The sequence below is a fragment of the Viridibacillus arenosi genome (assembly GCF_001955655.1).
GTDB classification, from domain to species: Bacteria; Bacillota; Bacilli; order Bacillales_A; family Planococcaceae; genus Viridibacillus; species Viridibacillus arenosi.
The window spans coordinates 78,201-102,198 of record NZ_MSPW01000004.1; the positions used below are offsets into that span (position 1 = coordinate 78,201).

General features: G+C 35.2%; 26 protein-coding genes and 1 riboswitch. Of the genes, 16 read left to right on the forward strand and 10 right to left on the reverse strand.

Translation table 11 applies throughout. The annotated features are described in order from the left end of the window. Positions 1–17 precede the first annotated feature (17 nt). From BK137_RS09215 to BK137_RS09235, 5 genes are all read right to left on the reverse strand, one after another. A complete protein-coding gene (locus BK137_RS09215; protein WP_038180666.1) occupies positions 18–773 on the reverse strand; it encodes an amino acid ABC transporter ATP-binding protein in 756 nt (251 codons plus the stop codon). 17 nt (positions 774–790) lie between these two features. Next, positions 791–1,504 carry an amino acid ABC transporter permease gene (locus BK137_RS09220; protein ID WP_038180664.1) on the reverse strand — a complete coding sequence of 238 codons (714 nt, stop codon included), beginning with the start codon at positions 1,502–1,504 and terminating at the stop codon, positions 791–793. Positions 1,505–1,516: 12 nt separating this feature from the next. After that, positions 1,517–2,224, reverse strand: coding sequence for an amino acid ABC transporter permease (locus BK137_RS09225; RefSeq protein ID WP_038180661.1), 708 nt, complete (start codon positions 2,222–2,224; stop codon positions 1,517–1,519). A gap of 84 nt (positions 2,225–2,308) precedes the next feature. Next, complete coding sequence (locus BK137_RS09230) at positions 2,309–3,175, reverse strand: transporter substrate-binding domain-containing protein (protein ID WP_038180659.1); 867 nt, start codon at positions 3,173–3,175, stop codon at positions 2,309–2,311. Between the two features lie 35 nt (positions 3,176–3,210). Next, complete coding sequence (locus BK137_RS09235) at positions 3,211–4,386, reverse strand: acyl-CoA dehydrogenase family protein (RefSeq protein ID WP_038180656.1); 1,176 nt, start codon at positions 4,384–4,386, stop codon at positions 3,211–3,213. Between the two features lie 111 nt (positions 4,387–4,497). Continuing rightward, positions 4,498–4,600: riboswitch (SAM riboswitch) on the reverse strand. A gap of 344 nt (positions 4,601–4,944) precedes the next feature. Between BK137_RS09235 and BK137_RS09240 the strand changes: the two genes are divergently transcribed. Genes BK137_RS09240 through BK137_RS09255 form a run of 4 tightly spaced genes read left to right on the forward strand, consistent with a single transcriptional unit; the run spans position 4,945 to position 8,431 of the window. Then, positions 4,945–6,129 (forward strand): betaine/proline/choline family ABC transporter ATP-binding protein, encoded by a 1,185-nt coding sequence (locus tag BK137_RS09240; protein WP_038180654.1) that lies wholly within the window; start codon positions 4,945–4,947, stop codon positions 6,127–6,129. Positions 6,130–6,159: 30 nt separating this feature from the next. Continuing rightward, a complete protein-coding gene (locus tag BK137_RS09245) occupies positions 6,160–6,795 on the forward strand; it encodes an ABC transporter permease (RefSeq protein ID WP_038180651.1) in 636 nt (211 codons plus the stop codon). A 15-nt stretch (positions 6,796–6,810) separates the two neighbouring features. Continuing rightward, complete coding sequence (locus BK137_RS09250; protein WP_038180933.1) at positions 6,811–7,743, forward strand: osmoprotectant ABC transporter substrate-binding protein; 933 nt, start codon at positions 6,811–6,813, stop codon at positions 7,741–7,743. Further along, positions 7,736–8,431 carry an ABC transporter permease gene (locus BK137_RS09255; RefSeq protein WP_038180648.1) on the forward strand — a complete coding sequence of 232 codons (696 nt, stop codon included), beginning with the start codon at positions 7,736–7,738 and terminating at the stop codon, positions 8,429–8,431. The genes BK137_RS09250 and BK137_RS09255 overlap by 8 nt, the downstream gene beginning before the upstream one ends. A 47-nt stretch (positions 8,432–8,478) precedes the next feature. Here the strand turns inward: BK137_RS09255 and BK137_RS09260 are convergent, their stop codons facing one another. Together BK137_RS09260 and BK137_RS09265 are read right to left on the reverse strand one after the other, a co-directional pair. Next, entirely contained in the window at positions 8,479–9,207 is a 729-nt protein-coding gene (locus BK137_RS09260; protein ID WP_038180645.1) for a hypothetical protein, read from the reverse strand. Continuing rightward, complete coding sequence (locus tag BK137_RS09265) at positions 9,200–10,537, reverse strand: AAA family ATPase (RefSeq protein ID WP_038180643.1); 1,338 nt, start codon at positions 10,535–10,537, stop codon at positions 9,200–9,202. Before BK137_RS09265 ends, BK137_RS09260 begins: the two co-directional genes overlap by 8 nt. A 478-nt stretch (positions 10,538–11,015) precedes the next feature. Here BK137_RS09265 and BK137_RS09270 point away from each other — a divergent pair, with 478 nt between their 5' ends. The 9 genes from BK137_RS09270 (at position 11,016) to BK137_RS09305 (ending at position 18,775) form a co-directional block, all read left to right on the forward strand. Beyond that, the gene (locus BK137_RS09270) at positions 11,016–12,035 is read left to right on the forward strand and encodes a zinc-binding alcohol dehydrogenase family protein (protein WP_038180641.1); all 1,020 of its coding nucleotides are present in this window, start codon (positions 11,016–11,018) and stop codon (positions 12,033–12,035) included. A 25-nt stretch (positions 12,036–12,060) separates the two neighbouring features. Next, positions 12,061–13,137: a mannonate dehydratase gene (uxuA, locus tag BK137_RS09275; protein ID WP_038180638.1), complete on the forward strand. Its 1,077-nt coding sequence runs from the start codon at positions 12,061–12,063 to the stop codon at positions 13,135–13,137. Next, positions 13,134–13,970, forward strand: coding sequence for an SDR family oxidoreductase (locus tag BK137_RS09280; protein ID WP_038180636.1), 837 nt, complete (start codon positions 13,134–13,136; stop codon positions 13,968–13,970). The genes uxuA and BK137_RS09280 overlap by 4 nt, the downstream gene beginning before the upstream one ends. 74 nt (positions 13,971–14,044) lie before the next feature. After that, positions 14,045–15,295 (forward strand): MFS transporter, encoded by a 1,251-nt coding sequence (locus tag BK137_RS09285; RefSeq protein WP_038180633.1) that lies wholly within the window; start codon positions 14,045–14,047, stop codon positions 15,293–15,295. Positions 15,296–15,437: 142 nt separating this feature from the next. Continuing rightward, a complete protein-coding gene (locus BK137_RS09290) occupies positions 15,438–16,439 on the forward strand; it encodes a substrate-binding domain-containing protein (RefSeq protein ID WP_038180630.1) in 1,002 nt (333 codons plus the stop codon). A gap of 26 nt (positions 16,440–16,465) precedes the next feature. Beyond that, positions 16,466–17,416 (forward strand): sugar kinase, encoded by a 951-nt coding sequence (locus tag BK137_RS09295; protein WP_038180627.1) that lies wholly within the window; start codon positions 16,466–16,468, stop codon positions 17,414–17,416. Positions 17,417–17,547: 131 nt separating this feature from the next. Next, positions 17,548–17,691, forward strand: coding sequence for a hypothetical protein (locus tag BK137_RS22265; protein ID WP_155981162.1), 144 nt, complete (start codon positions 17,548–17,550; stop codon positions 17,689–17,691). Then, a complete protein-coding gene (locus BK137_RS09300) occupies positions 17,691–18,134 on the forward strand; it encodes a zinc-binding dehydrogenase (protein ID WP_051448592.1) in 444 nt (147 codons plus the stop codon). Before BK137_RS22265 ends, BK137_RS09300 begins: the two co-directional genes overlap by 1 nt. Before the next feature lie 11 nt (positions 18,135–18,145). Continuing rightward, positions 18,146–18,775 (forward strand): bifunctional 4-hydroxy-2-oxoglutarate aldolase/2-dehydro-3-deoxy-phosphogluconate aldolase, encoded by a 630-nt coding sequence (locus BK137_RS09305; protein ID WP_038180624.1) that lies wholly within the window; start codon positions 18,146–18,148, stop codon positions 18,773–18,775. A 36-nt stretch (positions 18,776–18,811) separates the two neighbouring features. On the opposite strand, the gene BK137_RS09310 is transcribed toward BK137_RS09305, so the two are convergent. Both BK137_RS09310 and BK137_RS09315 read right to left on the reverse strand, forming a co-directional pair. Next, positions 18,812–19,327: a winged helix-turn-helix domain-containing protein gene (locus tag BK137_RS09310; RefSeq protein ID WP_038180621.1), complete on the reverse strand. Its 516-nt coding sequence runs from the start codon at positions 19,325–19,327 to the stop codon at positions 18,812–18,814. A gap of 35 nt (positions 19,328–19,362) precedes the next feature. Further along, positions 19,363–19,695 (reverse strand): winged helix-turn-helix domain-containing protein, encoded by a 333-nt coding sequence (locus BK137_RS09315; protein ID WP_038180619.1) that lies wholly within the window; start codon positions 19,693–19,695, stop codon positions 19,363–19,365. 205 nt (positions 19,696–19,900) lie between these two features. Here BK137_RS09315 and BK137_RS09320 point away from each other — a divergent pair, with 205 nt between their 5' ends. Further along, positions 19,901–20,497 carry a biotin transporter BioY gene (locus BK137_RS09320; protein WP_038180617.1) on the forward strand — a complete coding sequence of 199 codons (597 nt, stop codon included), beginning with the start codon at positions 19,901–19,903 and terminating at the stop codon, positions 20,495–20,497. After that, entirely contained in the window at positions 20,494–21,495 is a 1,002-nt protein-coding gene (bioB, locus tag BK137_RS09325; protein ID WP_038180616.1) for a biotin synthase BioB, read from the forward strand. The genes BK137_RS09320 and bioB overlap by 4 nt, the downstream gene beginning before the upstream one ends. A gap of 70 nt (positions 21,496–21,565) precedes the next feature. Here bioB and BK137_RS09330 read toward each other — a convergent pair whose 3' ends face one another. Further along, the gene (locus BK137_RS09330; RefSeq protein WP_038180614.1) at positions 21,566–22,651 is read right to left on the reverse strand and encodes a metallophosphoesterase; all 1,086 of its coding nucleotides are present in this window, start codon (positions 22,649–22,651) and stop codon (positions 21,566–21,568) included. 364 nt (positions 22,652–23,015) lie between these two features. Here BK137_RS09330 and BK137_RS09335 point away from each other — a divergent pair, with 364 nt between their 5' ends. Further along, positions 23,016–23,975, forward strand: a complete 960-nt coding sequence (locus BK137_RS09335) for an ABC transporter substrate-binding protein (protein WP_143691036.1) — start codon at positions 23,016–23,018, stop codon at positions 23,973–23,975. Positions 23,976–23,998 lie beyond the last annotated feature (23 nt).

The following is a 23,998-nucleotide window of genomic DNA, read 5'->3' on the forward strand; positions in this document are numbered from 1 at the left end:
GGTGGGCGTTTTTTAATTTAAATAAAGAATGAATAATCTTCAGGTAGCACACGTTTTAAAAATTTCTTCGTACGTTCTTCTTTAGGTTTAACGAAAATTTCATGAGGATTACCTTCCTCAACGACAACGCCACCATCCATAAAGATAACGCGGTTAGCTACATCTTTAGCAAAGGACATCTCATGAGTAACTACAAGCATTGTTGTGCCTTCATTGGCGATATTCTTCATAACTGCAAGTACTTCACCAACAAGCTCTGGATCTAGAGCAGATGTAGGTTCATCAAAAAGAATAATATCAGGATTCAAAGCAACTGCACGTGCAATACCGACTCGTTGTTGTTGTCCACCTGATAGTTGGCTTGGATAAGCATCATATTTGTCGGTAAGACCAACTTTACTTAAAGCTTTTTTACCGATTTCAATAGCTTCATTTTTTGGCACTTTACGTCCAATAATAAGGCCTTCTATGACGTTTTCAAGTGCAGTTTTATTGTTAAATAGGTTGTAGTTTTGAAAGACAAATGCAATTTTCTGGCGAATAGCATGAATATCTTTTTTCTTTGCATCATGTAAATCTACATCAATTTCTCCGAAAGTAGCATGACCTTGATCTGCCTTTTCTAAAAAGTTAAGGCAACGAAGTAAAGTCGTTTTACCAGAACCACTAGGACCTAAGATGACGACAACATCCCCCTTATCAATGGATAAGTCGACACCTTTTAATATTTCATTATTGCCAAATGATTTATGCACATTTTTAATATTTAACATATTATCACACCCCAGTTTTAAGCATTTGCTAATTTATATTTTCGTAAGTGTTTTTCATACAATTTAAATCCATATTCGACAACACTACATAAGATTAAGTACACGATGAATATATCTATATATGCTTCAACATAGTTGTAACCTACGTTTGCAGCAACCTTAGCTTTCAATGTGATTTCCTGTAAAGACATTGCGTAACCAAGGGAAGTAGCTTTGATAAGGTTGACGGTTGCTGTACAAATATTCGGTAGTGCTACCACAAGTGCTTGTGGAATGATGATACGTCGGTATGCTTGATAAGTCGTTAAGCCTACCGAATATGCAGCTTCTAACTGTCCTTTGTTGACTGTGCTCAGTGCAGAACGGAAAATCTCGATTAAAATGGCAGTAGTGCTAAATGAAAAGACGATAAAGGCGTACCAAATTGGGTGGATTTTATAGACATCAATAGCAATATCATATTTTTTAAATAGTGCGGTTAAAATTAATGGAACGCTACTATAGACGATGAAGATTTGAATAATAATAGGAGTACCTCGTACAAAAGATACGTACACTTGAGTTAAACGTTGTATAAAAGGTATTCGATAAATACGTGTTAAAGCGAGTGAAAACGCAAGAGGTATAGCAATCAGTAAAGAAACAATAGTCACGAGTAGGGCCACTGGTACGCCAGACAATGCGACGAAAAATGTATCAATCAAAAATTTATAATTTAATCCTTCAGACATGGGCGTACCTCCTTATGTTGTCTCCAAAGTTTTTTTACCTTTACTAAAGAATTTCTCTAGAATTGAGAAGAATTTTTCGATGATCAATGACAATACCCAGTAGATGATTGCTAAAGCGATAAAAATTTCGAGAGCATGTGCATTTATATTGCTGGCGATAATGAGATTAGCTTTTCCAACGACATCAATAAGCCCGATAGTATAAGCAAGTGCACCTTCTTGTAATAAGGCAATCATACCGTTACCAAGATTGGGGAGTGCTACAACTAAAGCTTGTGGAAAAATAATACGACGATAGGCCTGAAAAGGTGTTAGGCCTACACTAACAGCTGCTTCGTATTGGCCCTTGTCAATTGAACCGTAAGAAGAACGAATTACTTCTGACATAATGGCTGCAAATTGTAGTGTGAAAGTTACGATAACAAATATGGCTGTATCAATATCATGGAAATTGAGGCCGAAATTTTCAGCTAATGCAGGTACACCATAATAAACGAGAAATAGTAAGACGATTGAAGGTGTACAACGCATGATAGTTGTATAGCCGTTTGCAAGTTTTTGAGCAATTCTACTGCTGCTCAGTTTGGCTATCGCAAGTAATAAACCGAAAAAAGAACCTAGTAAAATGGACAGACCTGCTATCATAAATGTCACCTTTAGAAAGGGGAGTAAAATAGGGAGTGACTCCCAGATGTAAGATGCATCAAAATATTTTTCCATATGCTCACCATTTTCGTTTTGTATTGGAAAGGCTGTTGAGTGTAATGACTCAACAGCCTAAGGACGTTACGTATGCATAAGCAATTAACGCTCCACTTGCTCAAGTACTTCAAATAAATCACGGTCGTAGAATTTTTTGCTTAGTTCATTTGTTTTTTGTTCTTCTTTAATTTGTTTTATAGCTTTGTCGTATGCATCTGCAAATTTCTGTTCTTTTTTGTTGTATAGTGGCCATGTTTTAATTACTGCAAATTCGTTGTACACAATGTCATTTTCTAATTTATGATAAGCACCGTCTTTGGCTGTAACTTGTTGGTTAAAAGGACCTTCAATCATTACACCACCATCTACTCGACCTTCATTGACCCATTGAACAATATCGATAGTGAAAGCATCTCCAGCTTTTAGTTTTACTTTGTTATCTGGATTTTTTTTGTTGTATTCATCGATGACTGTATATTGAGCATTATTAGCAGCGATTGGTGCTAGAGAGTAACCTGCTGATGCAAAGTCTTTTAATGATTTAATATTTTCATCCTCTTTACGTAATACTAAACCTGCACTACTTAAGCCAAGGAACTCTTTAGGGTAGATGAATTTTTCTGTACGCTCTTCTGTGAAGAAGGCATTTTTGACACCGACTTGGTATTTACCTTGTTCGACACCAATCAATAGGTCGTCACTAGTTGTGCCTACATATTCAAATTTATAGTCTGGTAATAATTCATCTACTAGCTTCATCACTTCTACATCGTATCCAGTTGGATTACCTTGGTCGTCAATATATGAAATTGGCTTACTCGCTTGGTCAAAGGCAACTTTCACGGTACGTACTTTAGAGGAATTTCCTTTATCTTTAGAATCAGATGCTTCACTTGTAGAGCAACCAGCTAAAATTGCTATTGAAGTAATACCGACTGCTGCAAATTTTAATAGTTTTTTACTGAACATATCTTAAAACCCCTTTTAAGTTAATTTTTTTATTATTAATTCACAATCGAATTCTTTTTCTTTTCTTCTTCAATAGCTGTTAATGCTAATTTTGTTATAGTCATATCATCCATTGGAGGATTGTGTAGACCCGCACGGACATTCCGGTAATATCGTTGTAATGGATTAGCGTTTTGTAAACTTTTTGCACCTACTACTCTCATAGCTTTATCAACGATATCAATGGCTGCATTAGTCACTGTATGTTTGGCAACGGCAATTTCATTGCTCAATGAGTCTCTTCGTTTTGGGTCGTCATAAGCTTCTGCTGTACCATATAAGACAAATCTAGATTGCTGAAGTTTTAACTCAATTTCACCTAATTGATGCTGCACATTTGGTAATGAGCTGATCGGTGAATTTAAGCTATTTGGTTGATGATGATTTGCGAAGTGAACCGCATAATCACGAGCTGCTTGTGCTATGCCTAAATATGTTGCAGGAATATGCAACAACCAGCCGTTGATTTTACCTCCGCTTGGATGATTTGGTAATTCGACTAAATCCGAGTCACTTACTTTAACATTTTGTAATATTAAGTCGTGACTTGATGTGCCGCGCATCGACATAACATCCCACGTTTCTTCAATAGATACCCCTGCTGTATCTTTATGAATTAAAAAGAACCCGACTTGTTGTTTTTCTTCAATCCAAGCAGAAGTTAAAAAATAATCTAAAACAGGGGAAGCCGTTGTGAAAATTTTGCGTCCATTTATAAGCCACCCTATTTCAGAACGAACTGCAGTTGTTCCAGGACGCCCGCCTCGAGTGGGGCTGCCAGTGCGTGCCTCACTTACAGAACGATTCACAATGGCGCCATTTTGTACTTCGTTTGCAAAAAAATTAAGCTTGTCATCTGACCACAATTTCTCCTGATACAATTCACCCACAACTCCTAAAGTCCAGCCCATTGAAAGTGAAGTATTCTCATCGTAGCTTGCAAGTGTTTCTTGTAGAAGGACCATATCGTAAACTGAAAATCCTTCGCCACCAAATTCTTTCGGCAAAGTGATTGCAGGATAGCCAATTTCGCGTAGCAGGCTAAAGCTCTCTTTAGGAAAGATAGATAATTCATCTACAGTTGCGGCGCTACCTGTAATTTGGTCTTGAAGCAACGCTAGCTTATCTAACCATTGTCGTTGTAGCTCTGTTCTTATAAATATCTCTTTCATAATAAATCCCCTCGTCTTTTCTAAGTTTATAATTCTTATAGAATTACTATGTATTGAAGGTATAAAAAATCCCCCATTTATAATAGAGGGAGCTTAAATGTTGTGTATGCACCCTTATCTGTCAAGATTTCTCTTGCTGGAAGTAGCACCATTCTGTTATACAGTGGTTGCTGAAGCTTCATCGGACCAGTCCCTTAGCTTCTCATGATAAGTAATATTCTATTGTTTCAATTATCTTACTTTTTCTAAAGATGAAAGTCAATATGAAAAACAAAGTATTTTTGTAGGGATTAAAAGTTATAGAAAAGAACCTAAGATTACAATTTAAAATGAGATAAATTCTATTGGATATAAATGAAGGATTTTAATTATCAATGATCAGTAGATTGCAAGGAATCAAAGCATTTGACGTATTGAAACAAGCACATTCATACAGTTGGAAATTGTGATGAATTATACAATCAAGTAAATATTTTCAATATTTTTATTTTTTGAGGTTTAATGTCTATCGATAGTGGGTAAAAGAACTTAGGTTATAAAATTTGAGGGGGAATACTTATGCTAAAGATAGAGAATTTATCGAAAGTATATAGGGGTGGAAAGAAAGCCGTTGATGATATGAATATTGAAATAGAACGCGGTGAATTTGTCGCCTTTATCGGTACAAGTGGAAGTGGGAAAACGACTGCCATGCGTATGATTAATAGAATGATAGAACCAACCAAAGGCACCATATACTTAGAAGGGGAAGATTTAGCGAAAAAGAACCCCGTAGCACTTCGTAGGAGTATTGGATATGTTATTCAACAAATCGGTCTTATGCCACATATGACCATTCGTGAAAATATTACGCTTGTACCTAAATTGTTAAAATGGACAAAAGAAAAGAAAGATCAAACAGCAGAACGCCTCATTGAACTTGTTAATTTACCTCAAAGCTATCTCGATCTATATCCCGCGCAATTATCTGGTGGTCAACAACAGCGTATCGGCGTGCTCCGGGCATTAGCCGCAGACCAAGACATTATCTTAATGGACGAACCATTCGGCGCATTAGACCCTATTACTCGTGACACGCTACAAGACTTGATGAAAGATTTACAGCAACGTCTTGGTAAAACAGTAATTTTCGTCACGCACGATATGGACGAAGCGATTAAATTGGCAGATCGTATTTGCATAATGCATAGTGGCCAAGTTATCCAATTTGATACTCCTGACAATATCCTATCTAACCCTGCTAACGAATTTGTTCGTGAATTTATTGGCTCTCACCGTTTAATGCAAGAAAAACCAAGTGCAAAAATTGTTGATGATGTAATGATTAAACCAATCTCTATAACGTTAGAAAAAAGTATTAATGATGCTTTTCGTTTGATGGTGACAAAGCGTGTCGACACATTATTTGTTGTTGATGGACAAAATCATTTGAAAGGTTATATCGATGTTGAGGGATTAACTACGGCACGACATACCACTTCTAGCATTTCTGAAGCAGTAGAAAAAGACGTCTTTTATGTACGAAATGGTACAAAATTACAAGATTCAGTGCGTCGTATTTTAAAGCGGAATTTAAAACACATTCCTGTTGTAGATGAAGAGCATCGTTTAATTGGACTTGTTACTCGTGCAAATATTGTGGATATGGTATACGACACTATTTGGGGTGATGAGGAAATAAATGAGGATGCAAATGGTATTAATCCAGAGCAACAAAGTGAATCTAATAAACAACTTAACTGAATATTAACTAAATAGAAAGGACGTGAGTAGATGATTGATTTTATAACACAAAACGGCGGAGATATTGTGCAAAAAACATGGGAACATTTTTATATATCTGCTATAGCTTTAATTTTAGGTATAGTCGTTGCAGTTCCTTTAGGTATTTTATTATCAAAACTACAGAGAACCGCTAAAATCGTTTTAGGTATTACAAGTGTTTTACAAACACTGCCGTCATTAGCTATTTTAGCAATTATGATTCCATTCTTAGGAGTCGGGAAAATCCCTGCAATTATTGCTCTATTTATCTACACACTATTACCTATTTTAAATAATACTTATATTGGTATGAATTCTGTGAATTCAGGTCTGAAATCAGCAGGAATTAGTATGGGAATGACAAAAATACAATCCATCGGGATGGTGGAACTGCCATTAGCTATCCCTGTCATTATGTCTGGGATTCGCTTATCTGCAGTGTACGCAATCTCATGGGCAACGTTAGCATCTTACATAGGAGCAGGTGGCTTAGGTGATTTTATTTTTAATGGACTGAACCTTTATCAACCTGAATTTATTATTGGCGGCGCTGTATTAGTAACTATTTTGGCCTTAATTACTGACTTTATATTATCTAAAGTAGAAAAGTGGGCTACACCAAGAGGTTTAAAAATTGAACGTTAGGAGGGGAACATGCTTATGAAATATAAAAAAATAATTACCATTGGCTTGATTATGACGGTGTTAATTTTATCTGCTTGTTCACTAACCGGTTCAAGTGATGATAATGACGTGAAAATTGCTTCAATGACAACGACAGAAAGTAAGATTATGGCTAATATGCTGAAATTAATGATTGAACATGAAACAGATGAAAAGGTAGAACTGATTAATAATTTAGGATCAAGTGTCGTGCTGCATCAAGCAATGATTAACGGCGATGCAAATATTTCTTCAACACGTTATACAGGAACAGACCTTACTGGGGCTTTAAAAGAAGATCCTGTTAAAGATCCTAAAAAAGCGATGGATACTGTACAAAAAATATTCCAAGAGCGCTATGATCAAACATTTTTCGACACATATGGTTTTGCAAATACGTATGCATTTATGGTCACACGTGAAATGGCTGAAAAGCATCATTTGAAAAAAGTGAGTGACTTAAAAGGCATCGCAAAAGATTTACAGGCAGGCGTCGACAACTCATGGGTCAATCGTGTAGGGGATGGCTATAAAGACTTTGTGAAAACGTATGGTTTTGATTTTAAAGACGTTTATCCTATGCAGATTGGGCTTGTCTACGATGCTGTAGAAGCAGGCAAAATGGATGTTATTCTTGGCTATACAACAGATGGTCGTATTGCAAGTTATGATCTTGTTGTATTAGAGGATGACCGACAATTCTTCCCACCGTATGATGCGAGTACTCTTGCAGTAAATGAATTATTAGAAGCAAAACCAAAAGTAAAAGAAGCGATTGAAAAATTAATAGGTAAAATTTCAACAGAGCAAATGCAAAAGCTTAACTATGAAGCTGATAACAATCTAGTTGAACCAGCTATTGTGGCCGAAAAATTTTTAGAAGAACATAATTATTTTGAAGATGCAGAAGGAGGGAAAAAGGATGACTGATTTAAATACATTCCAACAATTCTTTTACTACTTCTCTGAAAATGGTTCTTATGTATTCGAGCAATTTATAACACATTTTCTTATCTCAATTTACGGTGTAATCTTAGCAGCCATCGTCGGTATTCCACTAGGCGTACTAATTTCGAAATACGCTAAATTATCAGGGTTTATCATTACGATAGCGAATATTATACAGACTATACCAGCGCTTGCATTACTAGCGATTCTTATGCTAGGTATGGGGCTTGGAAAAACGACAGTAATTATCACGGTATTCCTATATTCATTACTGCCGATTATTAAAAACACATATACAGGTATTAATAATATTAATAAGGATCTTACCGATTCCGGTAGAGGGATGGGAATGACACGCATTCAAGTGCTGTATATGATTGAGTTACCACTCTCACTCTCTGTAATTATTGCAGGAATTCGTATAGCCCTTGTTGTTGCTATCGGTATTACAGCAATTGGTGCTTTCATTGGAGCAGGTGGACTTGGGGATATTATCATCCGTGGTACAAATGCTACGGATGGTACAGCGATTATTCTAGCAGGTGCCATTCCAACAGCACTGATGGCTATCATTACAGATTTGATACTTGGTTTCATAGAGCGTAAATTGGATCCAGTAAAGCGTCATAAAAATTTGACGACACCAACAGTACAAAGTTTGAATGAGTAAAGTAAAAGCCTTGAAACCAAAATTAATCGGTTTCAAGGCTTTTATTGTTACTCGTTAATCATTTTCATATAATCGAACATTAGAGATACATTAGTAAATCTTTCCAAAGAGGCAAGGTCAGCAGATATGCTTTGCCAACTTTCCAAATACTTTTCTTCTAATGTCATACTAGTTGAAATGGGTAAAAAATTAGAAAGAAACTCTTCTATTGGCTTTTGTTCATTTTCTAAAAACTCCTCAACCTCACGTACTTTATAACGTGTTTCTGGATTGGCTTCGTTAAACAAAATATGTTCAAGTGCTCTTGAAAAATAATAAATTTGATAATTTACCTTGCCAGATAAAATGGTATTGAGTGTCCGCATGGTATGAATGTTTTTGCTTTTTAATTTGTTTCTTTCAATAATTTTACTTTGTTGATTACTATTTGGCACGCTGATTGTTGTAGCGTTATAAAGTGTTAATCTATCTTGGTTTTCATCAATAATTACGGCCGATTCGCCGATGAAGCAGCCGTCTGTATCGGCTATTTGGATAATTGCCAATAAATCTGTAGGGCCTAATTTCATTTTATTAATATAGCTTTTAACACGATCTCCAATTAAGTTTTTTATATTGGAGTTCTTTTGATTTAAATCCCCCAAAATATCCCCTTTAATAATGTCGAATCTAATTTCATTATTATTAAATAATGTACGTATTCGATCGTATAATAAAGCTTCTTCACAGGCACCTTCTACTAGTAACAAGACAACTTTTTTCGCTTTTTTACTCATTAATAATAGCCGCTTTTCTAAATGCTCTCTTCATATCATAGGCATTCGTTTCTTTATAAATTGCTTCGTCTTGACCACCTAACTGTATTGCACGTAAATAAACATCCCTAGGATTATTAAGCTTTTTAACACCTTTTAATTGCATATAACGATTCTCTTCATTGGTAGTAGTGAACCATAAATTATGAATTGGTAGTACTTCAAGGATACGTAAGTTATGAGAAGTGAATATCAATTGGCCTGCTCCATTCTCATGGATAATTTCAAGTAATTCACCTAATAAGTATTCAAATACACCAGCATCTAATTCATCAATAATAACGCATGCATTAGGATTGTTATAAACAGCAATGAGTGTACTTAAGATAGAAATTATTTTCAATGTACCCTCGGATTCACATTTCAAAGGTAGCTCGATGTCGCCTTTTCGAGAAAGAAATTCAACGAGCACACCATCAGATCCGTCATTCAATTTTTGTGTATGAAGAACATGAATTTTAATCTGTAAACCAGGAATAAGCATTTTAAGGACAATGTTCGTTTGTTCTATTAATTCTTTCATTGCATTGAACATGTCTTTTGGCAGTAAAGTAGTATCTTCTAATTTGGAGGGAATCACGCCACGTTTATTTTCGAGATGTATATTAAAAGGCATCGTAATATTAGAGATTAAATTGCCAAACTGCGTATTATCAATGATATGCAAATCTCTTTTGAAGTCAAAAATAATATTTTGAATGAGTGCCATTTCCACTTCATCTAAATAATTGGGAAGAATATTTCTAACTTCTTTTCTGAAAATGAAAGAAGAATGATTTTCTTTAGAAAGATGGTTTGCTACTAATACTTTAACTCGATCATTTTGGTTTAAAGAGGTGAGATTGGTAGTGCGGATAGTAACTTCTTCTCCGTTTTTTGAGAGTATATTTTTAAAGCGTTTACCTCGTTTATTTTCTCGATAACTTAAGCTTTCTGCCATCACATTTAACCTTTGTTCACCAACCACAAGAGAAACAGCGTATTTTAAGAAATACTCGCCAAATTTATTTTTGATGATGAATTGGAAATTTAGTTGTAAAGATGATTCACCGTAGTATATATGTAGATGATGAACATGAGGAAGTTTTTTATAGATTCCACCATCTAAGAGTGCCGATAAAATTTGAAATGCCTGTACAACTGCAGTCTTACCTGAACCATTTTGACCATAGAATCCAATAACATTAGCCTCTTCTAATTTGTCAAAATTTGTATCGATGTGGAATGTTCCATATTTTACGTTTTTTAGGTTGTTTAATGTAACATCTAGAACTTTAATAATCGGTTTCATGTACTTCCTCCTAAAAACGAACTGTTTATATTATTTAGATAAAGGATAAAAAATATACTAATTTTAATTATAAACTCGAAGTTGTTATGTGTCATTTATTGTTAATAATAGTATTTTTGTTACATAAAAGATGGGTTGATCATTGACATACTACATTAGTATTCTCTCTATTTATTTATCAAATTGTTAAATTTACCCTATTTAAAATAGTGAAAATATAAACAAAATTGTCTCAATTAATAATTGATTTTGAAAAATATATCCTTTATAATTTCACTAAACCGATTTAGTAATTATATTTTATAAATACTAAACCGATTTATTGTTTATAAATACCTAAATTAGCTACATAGGACAACAAAATTCTACAAATGAAAAAATTTTTGATCTAAATAGGTAATGTGTAATCTATGAATTTGCATCTAAATTAGAAAGACTGCTTATAAACTATAAGTTTCTAAAAGAAAGGATGTTAAAAATGAAAGCGCTTCAAGTATTAGGGCCATATGAGCTGGTTATGAAAGATATGGAAAAACCACAAGTAAGCGAAGGTACAGATGTACTTGTGAAAGTTAAACGTGTTGGGATATGCGGGTCAGATATGCATATTTATCATGGGACAAATCCACTTGCTACTTTACCAAGAGTTGTTGGTCATGAGGTAACAGGAGAAGTAGTAGAAATCGCTTCTGAAGTAACAAATTTAAAAGTAGGAGACCATGTCGTTGTAGAACCAATTAGTTACTGTGGGAAATGTTATGCGTGTCGTAAAGGTCAACCTAATGTATGTGAGCAATTGTCTGTTTTCGGTGTTCATGAAGACGGAGGTATGCGTGAGTGGATCGTACTTCCGGAGAAGCAACTTCATGTAGTAGATTCTGCATTACCATGGGAAGAAGTCGTGTTGGCGGAACCATATACAATTGGTGCACAAGCTGTTTGGAGAGGCGGAGTAGAAAAGGGAGATACCGTTTTAATCCAAGGAGCCGGTCCAATTGGAATTTGTATTTTGAAACTAGCAAAAATTCAAGGTGCTAAAGTTTTCATTACAGATTTAAGTGAAGAACGACTTGCTTATGCAAAACAATTAGGGGCAGATGAAGTCATACAAGTAGGCTCAGAAGATGTGAAGGAACGTGTAATGGCAATAACAGACGGTGAAGGAGCAAATATTGTGATTGATGCAGTATGTTTACCTTCAACTTTCGAGTTATCATTTGAAGTAGTGTCTGCTGCAGGTAACATAGTCGTGTTAGGATTTGATGAGCGTCCAGCGGCTATTTCGCAATTACCAATTACGAAAAAGCAAATTACAGTAACTGGATCACGTTTACAAACCTACCAATTCCCTAAAATTGTTCAATTATTGAATGAAGGAAAGTTACGTCATGATGGGTTAATTACACATACATTTACAGTTGATCAAGTTCAAGAGGCTTTTGACTTTATCGAAAAACATCCAGATCAAGTTAGAAAAGCTATTATCACATTTGAGTAAAAAGAAAAAATGTCGGAGGTGCTATATGAATATTACATTTAGATGGTATGGACGAGGTAATGACACAGTTACTTTAGAGCAAGTGAAGCAAATCCCAGGTGTACAGGGAATTGTTTGGGCATTACATCAAAAACCGGTTGGTGAAGTTTGGGGAAAAGAAGAGATTCAGAGTGAAGTAGATTATATTCAAAGCTTTGGATTCCACACAGCTGTAGTGGAAAGTGTGAATGTCCATGAATCAATTAAATTAGGTAATGCTGAACGCGATCAGTATATCGAAAATTATAAACAAACAATACGTAATCTTGCAGCAGTTGGAGTTAATACAATTTGTTATAACTTCATGCCGATTTTCGACTGGACACGTACAGAAATGTTCCATCCTTTAGAAGATGGCTCAACAGCATTATTTTTTGAAAAAGCAAAAGTGGAAAATTTAGATCCAAAAGAACTTATTAATACAGTAGCTTCAGCGTCAGATTTAACACTTCCAGGTTGGGAGCCAGAAAAAATGGCGAAGATTTCTGAACTATTCGAAGCGTATAAAGAAATCGACGAACAACGATTGTGGGAAAATCTGGGATATTTCTTGGAAGCAATTTTACCAGTGGCCGAAGAGTGCAATGTTAAAATGGCAATTCATCCGGATGATCCACCATATTCAATCTTTGGATTACCTCGTATTATCACAGGTGCCCAAAGCTATGAAAAATTAATCGAAATTTCAGACTCACCTTCAAATGCCTTTACATTCTGCTCTGGTTCAATGGGAGCTAGTCCTGAAAATGATATGGTGGAAATTGCAGAAAAATATGCATATCGTTCCCCATTTGCTCATATTCGTAACGTGAAAATCTATGACAATGGTGACTTTGTTGAAACATCGCACTATACACAAGATGGTTCAATAGATGTCAAAGGTATTGTAAATGTATTACATAAACAAGATTATACAGGTTATGTAAGACCAGACCACGGCCGTCATATTTGGGGAGAAAAATGTAGACCTGGTTACGGTTTATATGACCGTGCATTAGGAATTATGTATTTACTTGGCCTTTGGGATGCGTACAAAACAATTGAAGAAGGTAATACGAGATGATACCAATTCATGAAAATCTAACTGGTAGAGTTGCTGTAATTACGGGTGGGAGCGGTGTTTTATGCTCCCGCATGGCAATAGAGTTAGCTCGTCATGGGATGAAAATAGCCATTTTGAATAGAACAGCTGCAAAGGGACAAGTCATTGTAGATGAAATTGTATCAGCAGGTGGAACGGCTATTTCAGTTGTAACAGATGTCCTAAGTCGCGATGAGTTAGTGCTAGCAAAAGAACAAGTTTTGAAGCAATTTGGTCGTATCGATTTGTTGATTAACGGTGCAGGCGGAAATGATGCCGATGCTATAACATCAACTGAAATTTATGAAGAAGAAACAGAGGGGAAAAGTTTCTTTGATTTAAAAGAAGAAGGATTTTATAAAGTCTTTTCTAGCAATTTCACAGGAAGCTTTTTGGCTAGTCAAGTATTCGGGGAAGTACTTTTAAAAAGTGAATCACCTTCGATTATTAATATTTCGTCTATGAGCGCTTACTCTCCAATGACTAAAGTGCCAGCTTATAGTGCTGCAAAAGCGTCTATTAATAATTTTACTCAATGGATGGCCGTTCATTTCGCTGAAGCAGGATTACGTGTAAATGCAATTGCCCCAGGTTTTTTCCTAACAAAACAAAATCATAATTTATTGGTCAACGAAGAGGGCGGCTATACACCACGCTCTAAAAAAATATTAACGGCGACTCCGATGAAACGTTTCGGTCAGCCAGAAGATTTGCTTGGAACATTATTATGGCTCTCTGATGAAGCTTATTCAGGTTTTGTAACAGGAATAACAGTACCGGTAGATGGTGGTTTTATTGCTTACTCAGGAGTTTAAGGGAAACGTGAATTTTGTGCGATATTACTAAATCGGTTTATTACGTTTAATAAAATGACAATTGGGGTGATTTTATGTTTTCACAAGGCAGAGGCGTTGTAATAGCATTTTTATTTTTAGCTGGTGTGATTAACTATCTTGATCGTTCTGCACTATCAATTGCAGCACCGTTCATTAAAGATGATTTATCGTTAACTGCAACGCAAATGGGGATTATTTTCAGTAGTTTCTCTGTTGGATATGCGTTATTCAACTTTTTCGGGGGTATGGCTTCAGATAAATTTGGGGCAAAAATGACGCTTTTTGTAGCAATGATTGTTTGGTCATTATTTAGTGGTGCGTTAGTTTTAGCAGTTGGATTTGTTAGTATGATCGTTATTCGCGTGTTGTTTGGTATGGGAGAAGGTCCGTTATCAGCCACCATTAATAAGATGGTCAATAACTGGTTTCCGCCGAACCAACGTGCTTCCGTTGTCGGATTAACAAATAGTGGTACCCCACTTGGCGGAGCAATTTCAGGACCAATTGTTGGTTATATTGCAATAGCATATGGTTGGAGAATTTCATTTATCGCAATTATGATCATTGGTTTAATCTGGGCGGCTTTCTGGTGGAAATTTGTGAAGGAAAAACCAGAAAAAGCTGGTGACAAAGATCAAAAAGAAGATATGAATTTAATAAAAGAAAGCAAATTAAAATTCACCTTCTATATTAAACAAAAAACAGTCTTATTTACTGCCTTTGCATTTTTCGCTTATAACTATATTTTATTTTTCTTCTTAACATGGTTCCCGAGCTATTTAGTAAGTGCACGTGGATTGAGTGTTAAGGATATGAGTATTATTACAGTTATTCCTTGGGTTTTAGGTTTTATTGGTCTTGCAATGGGTGGTTTTGTTTCAGACTTTATTTATAAAAAGTTTTTACAAAAAGGTGTTTTGTTCTCTCGTAAATTAATACTTGTGTCATGTTTATTCCTTTCGGCATTATGTATTGGATTTGCTGGATTAGTAACAACGACTGTAAGTGCAGTTGCTTTAGTAGCAGCATCTGTATTCTTCTTATACTTAACTGGTGCAATTTATTGGGCAATTATCAATGATGTAGTAGATCAAAGTAATGTAGGTTCAGTAGGAGGTTTCATGCACTTCTTAGCAAATACTGCAGGGATTATTGGACCAACTTTAACAGGTTATCTTGTAGATACTACAGGAACATATACAGCAGCATTCCTATTAGCAGGGGGCTTAGCAATAGTTGCTTCACTAGCAGTTATTCGTTTCGTCAAACCTATTATTAAGCCAAATGAAGAGACAGTAGCTTAAGTTAAATAAGATATCTTCATACATAGGGAATTATTTTTCACTTCTTGTCTTCAATAAATTGTAAAAATTGTGCTAGAAGTGAAAATGCCCTATAATTTTAATAAATAACTAAACCGATTTATTAAAAATGGAGAGATGACAAATGGAACGAGTAACAATGGCGGATGTCGCCAACAAAGCGAATGTCTCGAAAAGTACGGTATCACAGTATATTAACAACCGTTTTGAATATATGAGTTTGGAAACAAAGAAAAGAATTGAATGTGCCATTGATGAGTTGAATTATCAACCAAACATAATCGCACGGAGTTTAAAACAGAAAAAGACATATACAATCGGTGTCATTGTTGCGAACATCTTGCACACATTTTCAACACAAGTTATTCGTGCAATTGAAGATGAATGCCAGCTCAAAAATGTAAATGTCATAGTTTGTAATGCAGATGATCAACCTTCAAAAGAAAGAAAGTATATTGAAACACTAAGAGCGAAACAAGTGGATGGATTAATAATTTTCCCGACAGGCGGCAACTTAGACTTATATAAGAAGTTAGAGAAAAGTGGTTATCCCCTCGTTTTTGTAGATAGATCTGTAGAAAATACGGACATAACTTCGGTGTTATTAGATAACGAGAAAGCCTCTTTTCTTGCTGTTGATCATTTAGTGAAAAAAGGATATCGAAATATAGCATTTTTAACAACTTCTATTGAAATGAATATTACCCCTCGTATAGAGCGGATGAACGGATTTAAAAAAGCGTTGCAAAAGCACAATTTGCCACTTTTAGAACAGTTTTGTGCAGGTGAGCAAATTCATAAAATGCAGGAGAAAATACATTTTATGTTTTCACAAGATGAAGTGCCAGATGCAATTATTTGTGGGAATGACCTGACATTACTTGAAGTTTTGAAGTTTTGCCGAAAAAAATCGTTAATAATTCCAACAGATATCGCTTTGGTAAGTATAGATGAAGTTAGCTTTTCAGAGATATACAATCCTCCAATCACAGTTGTAACACAGCCATCTTATGAGATTGGTACTTATGCAGCAAAGCAGTTATTAAAAAAAGCAGATGATCATGAAAAAACGGAAGAAACTATTATCCGTTTTGAACCACAATTAGTAGAACGTTCTTCAACTTAAAAACAAAAAGAATGGGAGCGAATATATTGGATGTACTAACAATAGGTGACGCACTCATCACAATGAATCCTATGTCTAATGGGCCATTAAGATTTGTAAATTCCTTTGAAAGAAAAGTAGGAGGCGCAGAGCTTAATGTAGCTATTGGCTGTTCAAGATTAGGATTGAAATCAGGTTGGATTAGTCGTTTAGGACAGGATGAATTCGGCAGGCATATTTATTCATTTGCTCGAGGAGAAGGTATTGATGTTGAGCATGTGAAGCTAGTGGAAGGTTATCCAACGTCAGTATATTTTAAAGAAATTTTAAACGCCAATCGTATCAACTCATATTACTATAGAGGGAATTCTCCTACAGAAACATTTGAAACTACGGATATAGATGAAGAATACGTAAGGCAATTCAAAATTCTTCACATTAGTGGCGTATTTTCAGCCATTCATAAAAACAACCGAGAAATTATTTTAGCATTATTAAAAATAGCTAAAAAAAATAATGTTTATGTTACTCTTGATCCTAATATTCGCCTGAAGTTATGGAGTGCTGAAGAAGCTCGTAATACATTATGTTCTTATTTACCATATGTAGACATGATTATGATGGGTGAAGAAGAAGCAGAAATATTATTTTCGACAAGTAAAATGGATGAACTTACTCAACTTTTGCAAGAAACCTATAGCATCAAGAATTTTGTCTTAAAGCGCGGATCGAAAGGTGCAGTTGGTTACGAAGACGACCAAATCACTTCATCATCAGCCTTAGAAAATTTAGAAATTGTCGACGAAATTGGTGCAGGAGATGCCTTTGCATCTGGTTACATTTACGGAATTATTAACGGCTGGACAATGGAAAAACGATTAAGCTTTGCAAACTCTGTAGCAGCATTCGTATTAACAGTACCAGGAGATAATGAAGGTTTACCTTATATAGAGGATCTAGAAAAATTCCTAGGTTTAAAGAAAGATATACAAAGATAGTATAGACGCAAATCGAATAGGACAAAAAAATGCATGTAATATTTTTCATTAACTTAATTGTATATTGAAATAATACATGCATCTTTTATTTTAGTGGACTATTTAATCTTTCAAGAAGGGGTTGTTACTAATTGGTGTCTCAAAAAACTATTCAAATCAATATAGCTGATAATGTAGCCATTGCATTGGAAGATTTAGAAAAGGGCTATGTGATTAAATTACAAGATAGAAAAATCACTGATTTGCCAAGTTACAAGGTGCTACAACTTTCCTAATGGATTTAAGCGAAGAACGCCTTAACTATAGTAAAGACTGGACAGATGCAGATGCAGTATTTCAGCCAAGTGAGCAAGTATTAGATGAATTAAGAGAAAAAAATAATGGCCAATTGCCAACTATTGTTTTTGATGCTACTGGCAATAAGCATTCGATGATGAAAGCGTTTGAATATGCAGAGCATGGAAGAAAAGTAGTCTATGTTGGTTTAGTGAAAGGTACAATAAGCTTCTTCGATCCAGATTTTCATGCAAAAGAAATGACATTACTAGGAAGTAGAAATGCTACTTTAGAAGATTTCCAATATGTCATTGATTCTATGCAAAACGGATCGGTTAAAGGGGGCTATGTTACAAAGAAAATTACATTCGAGCAAACACCTGAATACTTCCAACAAGGTGATTTCCGAACAAATAAAGCACAAATCACTTTAGAGAGGTAAGGGGAATTCAAATGAATAAAGAACAAGCACTTTTACGTATGAAAGAAGCAGGTGTCATCCCTGTTATGCGCGGTATGGAAACAGCTACAGTTATTGATTTACTGCAAGCATTATATGAGGGTGGTTTAAAGGCAGTTGAAATTACAATCGAGGGCGACGAAGGTTTAGATTCTATTAAAGTTGCAAAGGAGCATTTCCAGGACAAACTATTTGTCGGTGCAGGCACAATTTTAAGTGGAGCAGATGCACAAGCTTCAATCGATGCAGGAGCAGATTTTATCGTTACACCAATCGTTGTGGCAGATGCTATTACAGTAGCAAAGGAAAATGACTGCTTTGTCGCAATTGGAGCATTCTCACCAACTGAAATTGCCACAGCGTATTCATTAGGCGCAGATATCGTAAAAGTATTCCCGGCAAACACACTTGGGGCTGATTATTTAAAAAATGTTAAAGGTCCACTTCCACAAATTCCGTTAATGCCAACTGGTGGTATCGATTTAAGTAATATTCAATCGTATTTCAAAAATGGCGCAATTTGCGTAGGTGTAGGCAGTGCAATTTATAAATTCAACACAGCAGCTGAAATTACAGCAGCAGCTCGTGAATATGTTCAAGCATTTGAATCTGCTAAAAACTAATAACATTTTTATAAAAAAGAGGTTGCTCATAGTCAATTAAATTGGCTTATGAGCAACCTCTTTTTGCATAGTAATATTATTTTGAGTTTTTTCGTAATAAACTTTGCCATCTTCTGAAATCTCCCAATAACCATACTGAGAATCTTTGCGGATAAAGTTTTTAATATTCAGCTGTTGACTAGCCCAACGAACATTGTTTTTCCATTGAGGCTCTTGACCATCACGTACTGTAATACGTGCTTCATCCTCAGTGATTTCGAACATCTCGCGCATTTCCTCATATGCATCATTAATTGCTACGGGTTCATTGCGATTGTATAAATAAGCTAGTAAATTTGGCTCTATGTCTGTAGAGGTAGGAAGGATAGGACGTTTGTTTTTAATCTCCAAAGACAAATCCTTAAACCCGTTTCTCTGTATCTCTTGCTCGATTAGGAACCGTATAGAATCTCCGATTTCAGATTGAGCACCGGCCCATTTCATAATGCCCTCATCACTTTTTCGTAATCGCAAAGTTAATGAGTTTCCGGCATGATATTGCTCCTTTGACATATGTTATCCCCCTGGAAGCCGATTATATCGATTTATTAATTGAATTTTTTTAGACGAGAATGGAGATAAACTTTTTTGCCTTTTTCGCTAATGCTCCAAAATCCTCGTTTTGCAGTACTCGTAGTATATTCCTTTTTCTTTAATTCAGTATGAGCATTTCTTACTTCATTTTCGAAAAGGCTTGCCCCGCTTTTTAGGGTTAGTTTTTGTTGTGCAATAGTCAGTTGAAAAACATTGGCCATGGCTTTATAAACATCTTGAATAGGTACCTGTCTTTCTTTTAAATAAAGAAATTCGAAAAGACGATTTGTAATAATTTTACGCTCCGGTAAGCTGACCTCTGGAGTTACAACGTTGACATTTGACATAATGTAAAGCCCCCTTAGTTAGTAGAAGCAATTTTAAGTAGCTGCTAATGTACCTATTGTAACACAATGAAGTACATTAGTCGACAATGCAATGCATTGTAATATGTTCTAGTGACTTGTGTTAACCATTGTGAATTTATAGGTTGACACAAATTGTTTTTTTTTTTACTATATTTATAAATACATAAACATACAGGGGTGTAAAATGACAACAAGTACAGTGAATTCTAAAAGTAAATGGAGAACAGTCGATTTAGTCTATTGTGCATTATTCGCAACACTTATGATGATTGGAGCGAATATTACTTCTTTCGCGCCGTTTATGGTAGTAGGTGGCGTACCGATTACATTGCAGCTATTCTTTGCTGTATTGGCTGGTCTTGTATTGGGAAGTCGACTAGGTGCCCTCTCAATTACGGTTTATATGTTAATCGGTTTAGCGGGTGCACCTGTTTTCGCACGTTTCGGTGGAGGCTTTGCCCAAATATTGAGTCCAACATTTGGTTTTATAGTTGCATTTATACTAGTTGCATTTATTGTCGGTAAAATTGTAGAAAATCATAGTTCGAAAAGAATGTACATCACAGCAGCGGTAGTAGGGGCAATCGTGAGCTATTTGATCGGTACTAACTGGATGTATGCTGCATATATGTTATGGTTTAGCGCACCTGAAGGTTTCACCTATAAAATGGCATGGCTTTGGATGATGCCACCATTACCGAAAGATTTAATATTAGCCGTATTTGCAGGCATATTTGGTCATCGATTACAAAAAGTGTTGAAGGTGAGGCAATCACGATGAATTATGAAGTGTTAGCACAGAAGGTCCTAGATGGATATCAACTGACAGATACCGAAGCATTCGCAATATTGAAAAGTCCAGATGAAGATTTATTACCTTTATTACACTCAGCTTATAAAATTCGCAATCATTATTATGGTAATAAAGTGAAATTAAATATGATTATTAATACGAAATCAGGTTTATGCCCAGAAAATTGCGGATACTGCTCACAGTCCATTATTTCAAAAGCACCGATTGAAAAATATGCGATGATGAAACAAGATGAAATCGTTGCAGGAGCAGAACGAGCAGCATCACTAAATGTAGGGACATATTGTATCGTTGCGAGCGGGCGTGGTCCTGTTAATAGAGAAATTGATATTGTAGTAGATTCTGTAAAGGCTATAAAAGAAAAACATAATGATATGACCATCTGTGCGTGCTTAGGTATTCTAAAACCGGAACAAGCCCAGAAGTTAAAGGAAGCGGGCGTTGATCGTTATAATCACAATATAAATACGTCTGCTAACCATCACGAGAACATTACGACATCACATACATATGATGATCGTGTAAGAACTGTTGAACTAGCTAAAGAAGCGGGTATTTCACCTTGCTCAGGTGTTATCGTCGGTATGAGAGAGACACAACAAGATGTGATTGCAATGGCACGTAGCCTACATGCCTTGGATGCAGATTCTATTCCAGTAAACTTTTTAAATGCAGTAGATGGTACACCGCTAGAGGGTACACATGATCTCAACCCTCGTTATTGTCTAAAGGTATTATGCCTATTCCGTTTCATCAATCCAACTAAAGAAATTCGAGTATCTGGGGGCCGTGAAGTGAATCTGGGTACACTTCAACCACTCAGCTTATACCCGGCAAACTCTATTTTCCTAGGTGATTACTTAACAACGGAAGGACAAGCAGGAGAAAAAGATCGCCAAATGCTTGAAGATTTAGGGTTTGAAGTGGATTTGGAGCCTTTACAACGTGAATTAAAAGTTAATTAAAAAATACCCTGTCGTAGATTATTACGACAGGGTATTTGTGTTTAATGTTTTTCTATAACATGAATTTATCTTAAAATACACATGCTTTAGGGATCCAACCAATCTCACCAATTGAATTTTTAATCAGGATATACCCATCTGTAGAATCATTTATCAGCCATACTTTTTCTGATTCTTGTACTGAAAGAAATGTTGTACTAATCCCTCGGGTACATGTTGCTTTTCCATCAACAATTTGTAAATATTCGTTTTTGATCCATTGTTGTTGCTGGAGATTGATATTTTCACAAAGCGTGAAATATTGTTCTTGTTGAATGATTTGCATTTCATAATATGGATAAGTAACGGTCCCTACTCGGCTTGTTGTGTCGAAATGGTCTTTTTTGATAATGACTTCATTTGTTAAATCGTCAACATAACATGATGTATATTGATTATCTTGAATGATTAAAGCATTTAATTGACCGTCTTCTTTGATTCGATTTCCTCCATCTATCGCCGTTATTTTCTTATCCCAATCGATTAATGGGAGATGTGAAGTTGTATGATTAAATCTATAATTTACCACTGGCCAATGTCCAACAATCACCATCTTGTCGGCTTGATGATTTTTTTCATAAAATGCATCTGCTTGCAAAGCAAATGTCTCCTGTGTTTGTTGCCAATCCTCTTTATTTTCAATTCCTGCATGAATAACTATGAATTCCTCTGTTTCGATTGCATGAGGTAATTGTTCAAGCCAAGTTAATATATCTTCAAAATGTTGACGATAATATTGCGTTAGTTGCTCTAAATTTCCAAAATCATTCAAGGATTTATGATAGACAGCTAGCATGTCGTTTAAAATGGAATTCTTTCTTTTTTCAATATAAGAGAGAATACCCTGGTCACCATTTTCTACATAGCGAAACAATACATCACAATTGCCTTTAGTGACATACACATTACTAGAGTGATTACATAGTGTTCTAATGTATTCTACGACTTCTAAACTATTCTCACCTTTCTCACACATATCACCATTAATAATTAAATAATCATTTGTTGTGTAAGTAACTTTATGAAGCAATTTTTTAAATAAATCCAAGCTTGCATGAATATCTGAAACAATAATGACTCGCTTTTCTTTTTCTACATGAACCTTCTCTACTCTCATATTTGTTGATCCCTCTTTTATGTAAAAGTAATAACAATTCCTAATAATTCAATAACATAAGATGAAAATCCTGCTTTAATAGAAACAAATTTTTCCATTACTATACAAAATAATGCAGAAATGTAGATTCGGCCTTTAGAATCTGTTAGTGAGGGATTCTATGATATAGGGCATTTAACATAACAATGTTCAATAATTTGAGCGTGTTAAACGAAATTTAATAGAACTTATAATGGGTGTTGACACTTTGTATATTAAGGGTTATATTGGTAAAAGTTATTGATATTGATAATCATTATCAGTTGTTTAACGGTAAATAAGTAGGCCTGCTTATATTAACTAATACATAAAGGAGATTTAACAGATGAAAATGAATAGATTTTGGATATTTGGATTAGCGGTATTTTTAGTAGCTTGTGGAGGGAATGAAACAACTCCAAAAAAAGAGGACAATAAAGCTGTAGAAACCGAAGAAACAGCTTCAAAAGAACAAACAATCACATATCTAGATAAATCATATACTTTACCATCTAAAGTAAATAATATTATCGCTGCAAGTTTAGAATCTATGGAAGACGCAGCAATGCTTAATGTGAAACCACTAGGAGCTGTAACAACTGCTGGTAAACTCCCAGAATACCTTGCTAGTGATTTGGAAGGTGCAACTTCTATAGGAGAAAAAATGCAACCGAACTATGAAACTATTTTAAAATTAAAGCCAGATGTTATTTTAGGTTCATCAAAATATCCGGATGAAGTGGTTGAGCAATTAAATAAAATTGGAACGATGATCCCGGTATCACATATTTCTACGGATTGGGAAGATAATCTACTTTTAATGGGTAAGTTGACAGGTAAAGAATCTGAAGCGGAAAAAATTATTAGTGATTACAAAACAGAAGCAGAAGCTGCAAAAACTAAGGTAGCTGAAAAAGTGAAAGACAAAAGTGTTTTTGTAATACGTATCCGTGCTAATAGCATGTTCGTTTATCCAGCTAGTGTGTATTTAAATCCCGTTATATATGAAGATTTGGGAATAAAAGTTCCTGAATTAATTACTAAAACTGCTGCTCAAGAAGAAATCTCAATTGAAACTTTGGCAGATGTAAATCCAGATATTATTTTCTTGCAATTCGAGGAAAGCGAGAATGATAAGAAAACTGCTGCACTAGATGATGTATTAAAAAATCCTATCTTCAAGAGCATTAACGCTGCTAAAAACGACAAAGTATTTGTGAACGTAGTAGAACCTATGGCTCAAGGTGGTACAGCTTGGAGTAAAGAAAAATTCTTAAATGCAGCTGTTGAAAACCTTTCGAAATAATGTGTGAACCTATGATAAATAAA

Coding starts and splice junctions, on each gene's coding strand:
- BK137_RS09265 (WP_038180643.1), bottom strand. CDS start 10,537: ATGAAACCGATTATTAAAGTTCTAGATGTTACATTAAACAACCTAAAA.
- BK137_RS09255 (WP_038180648.1), top strand. CDS start 7,736: ATGACTGATTTAAATACATTCCAACAATTCTTTTACTACTTCTCTGAA.
- BK137_RS09245 (WP_038180651.1), top strand. CDS start 6,160: ATGATTGATTTTATAACACAAAACGGCGGAGATATTGTGCAAAAAACA.
- BK137_RS09240 (WP_038180654.1), top strand. CDS start 4,945: ATGCTAAAGATAGAGAATTTATCGAAAGTATATAGGGGTGGAAAGAAA.
- BK137_RS09220 (WP_038180664.1), bottom strand. CDS start 1,504: ATGTCTGAAGGATTAAATTATAAATTTTTGATTGATACATTTTTCGTC.
- BK137_RS09335 (WP_143691036.1), top strand. CDS start 23,016: ATGAAAATGAATAGATTTTGGATATTTGGATTAGCGGTATTTTTAGTA.
- BK137_RS09315 (WP_038180619.1), bottom strand. CDS start 19,695: ATGTCAAATGTCAACGTTGTAACTCCAGAGGTCAGCTTACCGGAGCGT.
- BK137_RS09290 (WP_038180630.1), top strand. CDS start 15,438: ATGGAACGAGTAACAATGGCGGATGTCGCCAACAAAGCGAATGTCTCG.
- BK137_RS09280 (WP_038180636.1), top strand. CDS start 13,134: ATGATACCAATTCATGAAAATCTAACTGGTAGAGTTGCTGTAATTACG.
- BK137_RS09225 (WP_038180661.1), bottom strand. CDS start 2,224: ATGGAAAAATATTTTGATGCATCTTACATCTGGGAGTCACTCCCTATT.
- BK137_RS09305 (WP_038180624.1), top strand. CDS start 18,146: ATGAATAAAGAACAAGCACTTTTACGTATGAAAGAAGCAGGTGTCATC.
- BK137_RS09260 (WP_038180645.1), bottom strand. CDS start 9,207: ATGAGTAAAAAAGCGAAAAAAGTTGTCTTGTTACTAGTAGAAGGTGCC.
- bioB (WP_038180616.1), top strand. CDS start 20,494: ATGAATTATGAAGTGTTAGCACAGAAGGTCCTAGATGGATATCAACTG.
- BK137_RS09270 (WP_038180641.1), top strand. CDS start 11,016: ATGAAAGCGCTTCAAGTATTAGGGCCATATGAGCTGGTTATGAAAGAT.
- uxuA (WP_038180638.1), top strand. CDS start 12,061: ATGAATATTACATTTAGATGGTATGGACGAGGTAATGACACAGTTACT.
- BK137_RS09230 (WP_038180659.1), bottom strand. CDS start 3,175: ATGTTCAGTAAAAAACTATTAAAATTTGCAGCAGTCGGTATTACTTCA.
- BK137_RS09285 (WP_038180633.1), top strand. CDS start 14,045: ATGTTTTCACAAGGCAGAGGCGTTGTAATAGCATTTTTATTTTTAGCT.
- BK137_RS09250 (WP_038180933.1), top strand. CDS start 6,811: ATGAAATATAAAAAAATAATTACCATTGGCTTGATTATGACGGTGTTA.
- BK137_RS09300 (WP_051448592.1), top strand. CDS start 17,691: ATGGATTTAAGCGAAGAACGCCTTAACTATAGTAAAGACTGGACAGAT.
- BK137_RS09215 (WP_038180666.1), bottom strand. CDS start 773: ATGTTAAATATTAAAAATGTGCATAAATCATTTGGCAATAATGAAATA.
- BK137_RS09310 (WP_038180621.1), bottom strand. CDS start 19,327: ATGTCAAAGGAGCAATATCATGCCGGAAACTCATTAACTTTGCGATTA.
- BK137_RS09235 (WP_038180656.1), bottom strand. CDS start 4,386: ATGAAAGAGATATTTATAAGAACAGAGCTACAACGACAATGGTTAGAT.
- BK137_RS09330 (WP_038180614.1), bottom strand. CDS start 22,651: ATGAGAGTAGAGAAGGTTCATGTAGAAAAAGAAAAGCGAGTCATTATT.
- BK137_RS09320 (WP_038180617.1), top strand. CDS start 19,901: ATGACAACAAGTACAGTGAATTCTAAAAGTAAATGGAGAACAGTCGAT.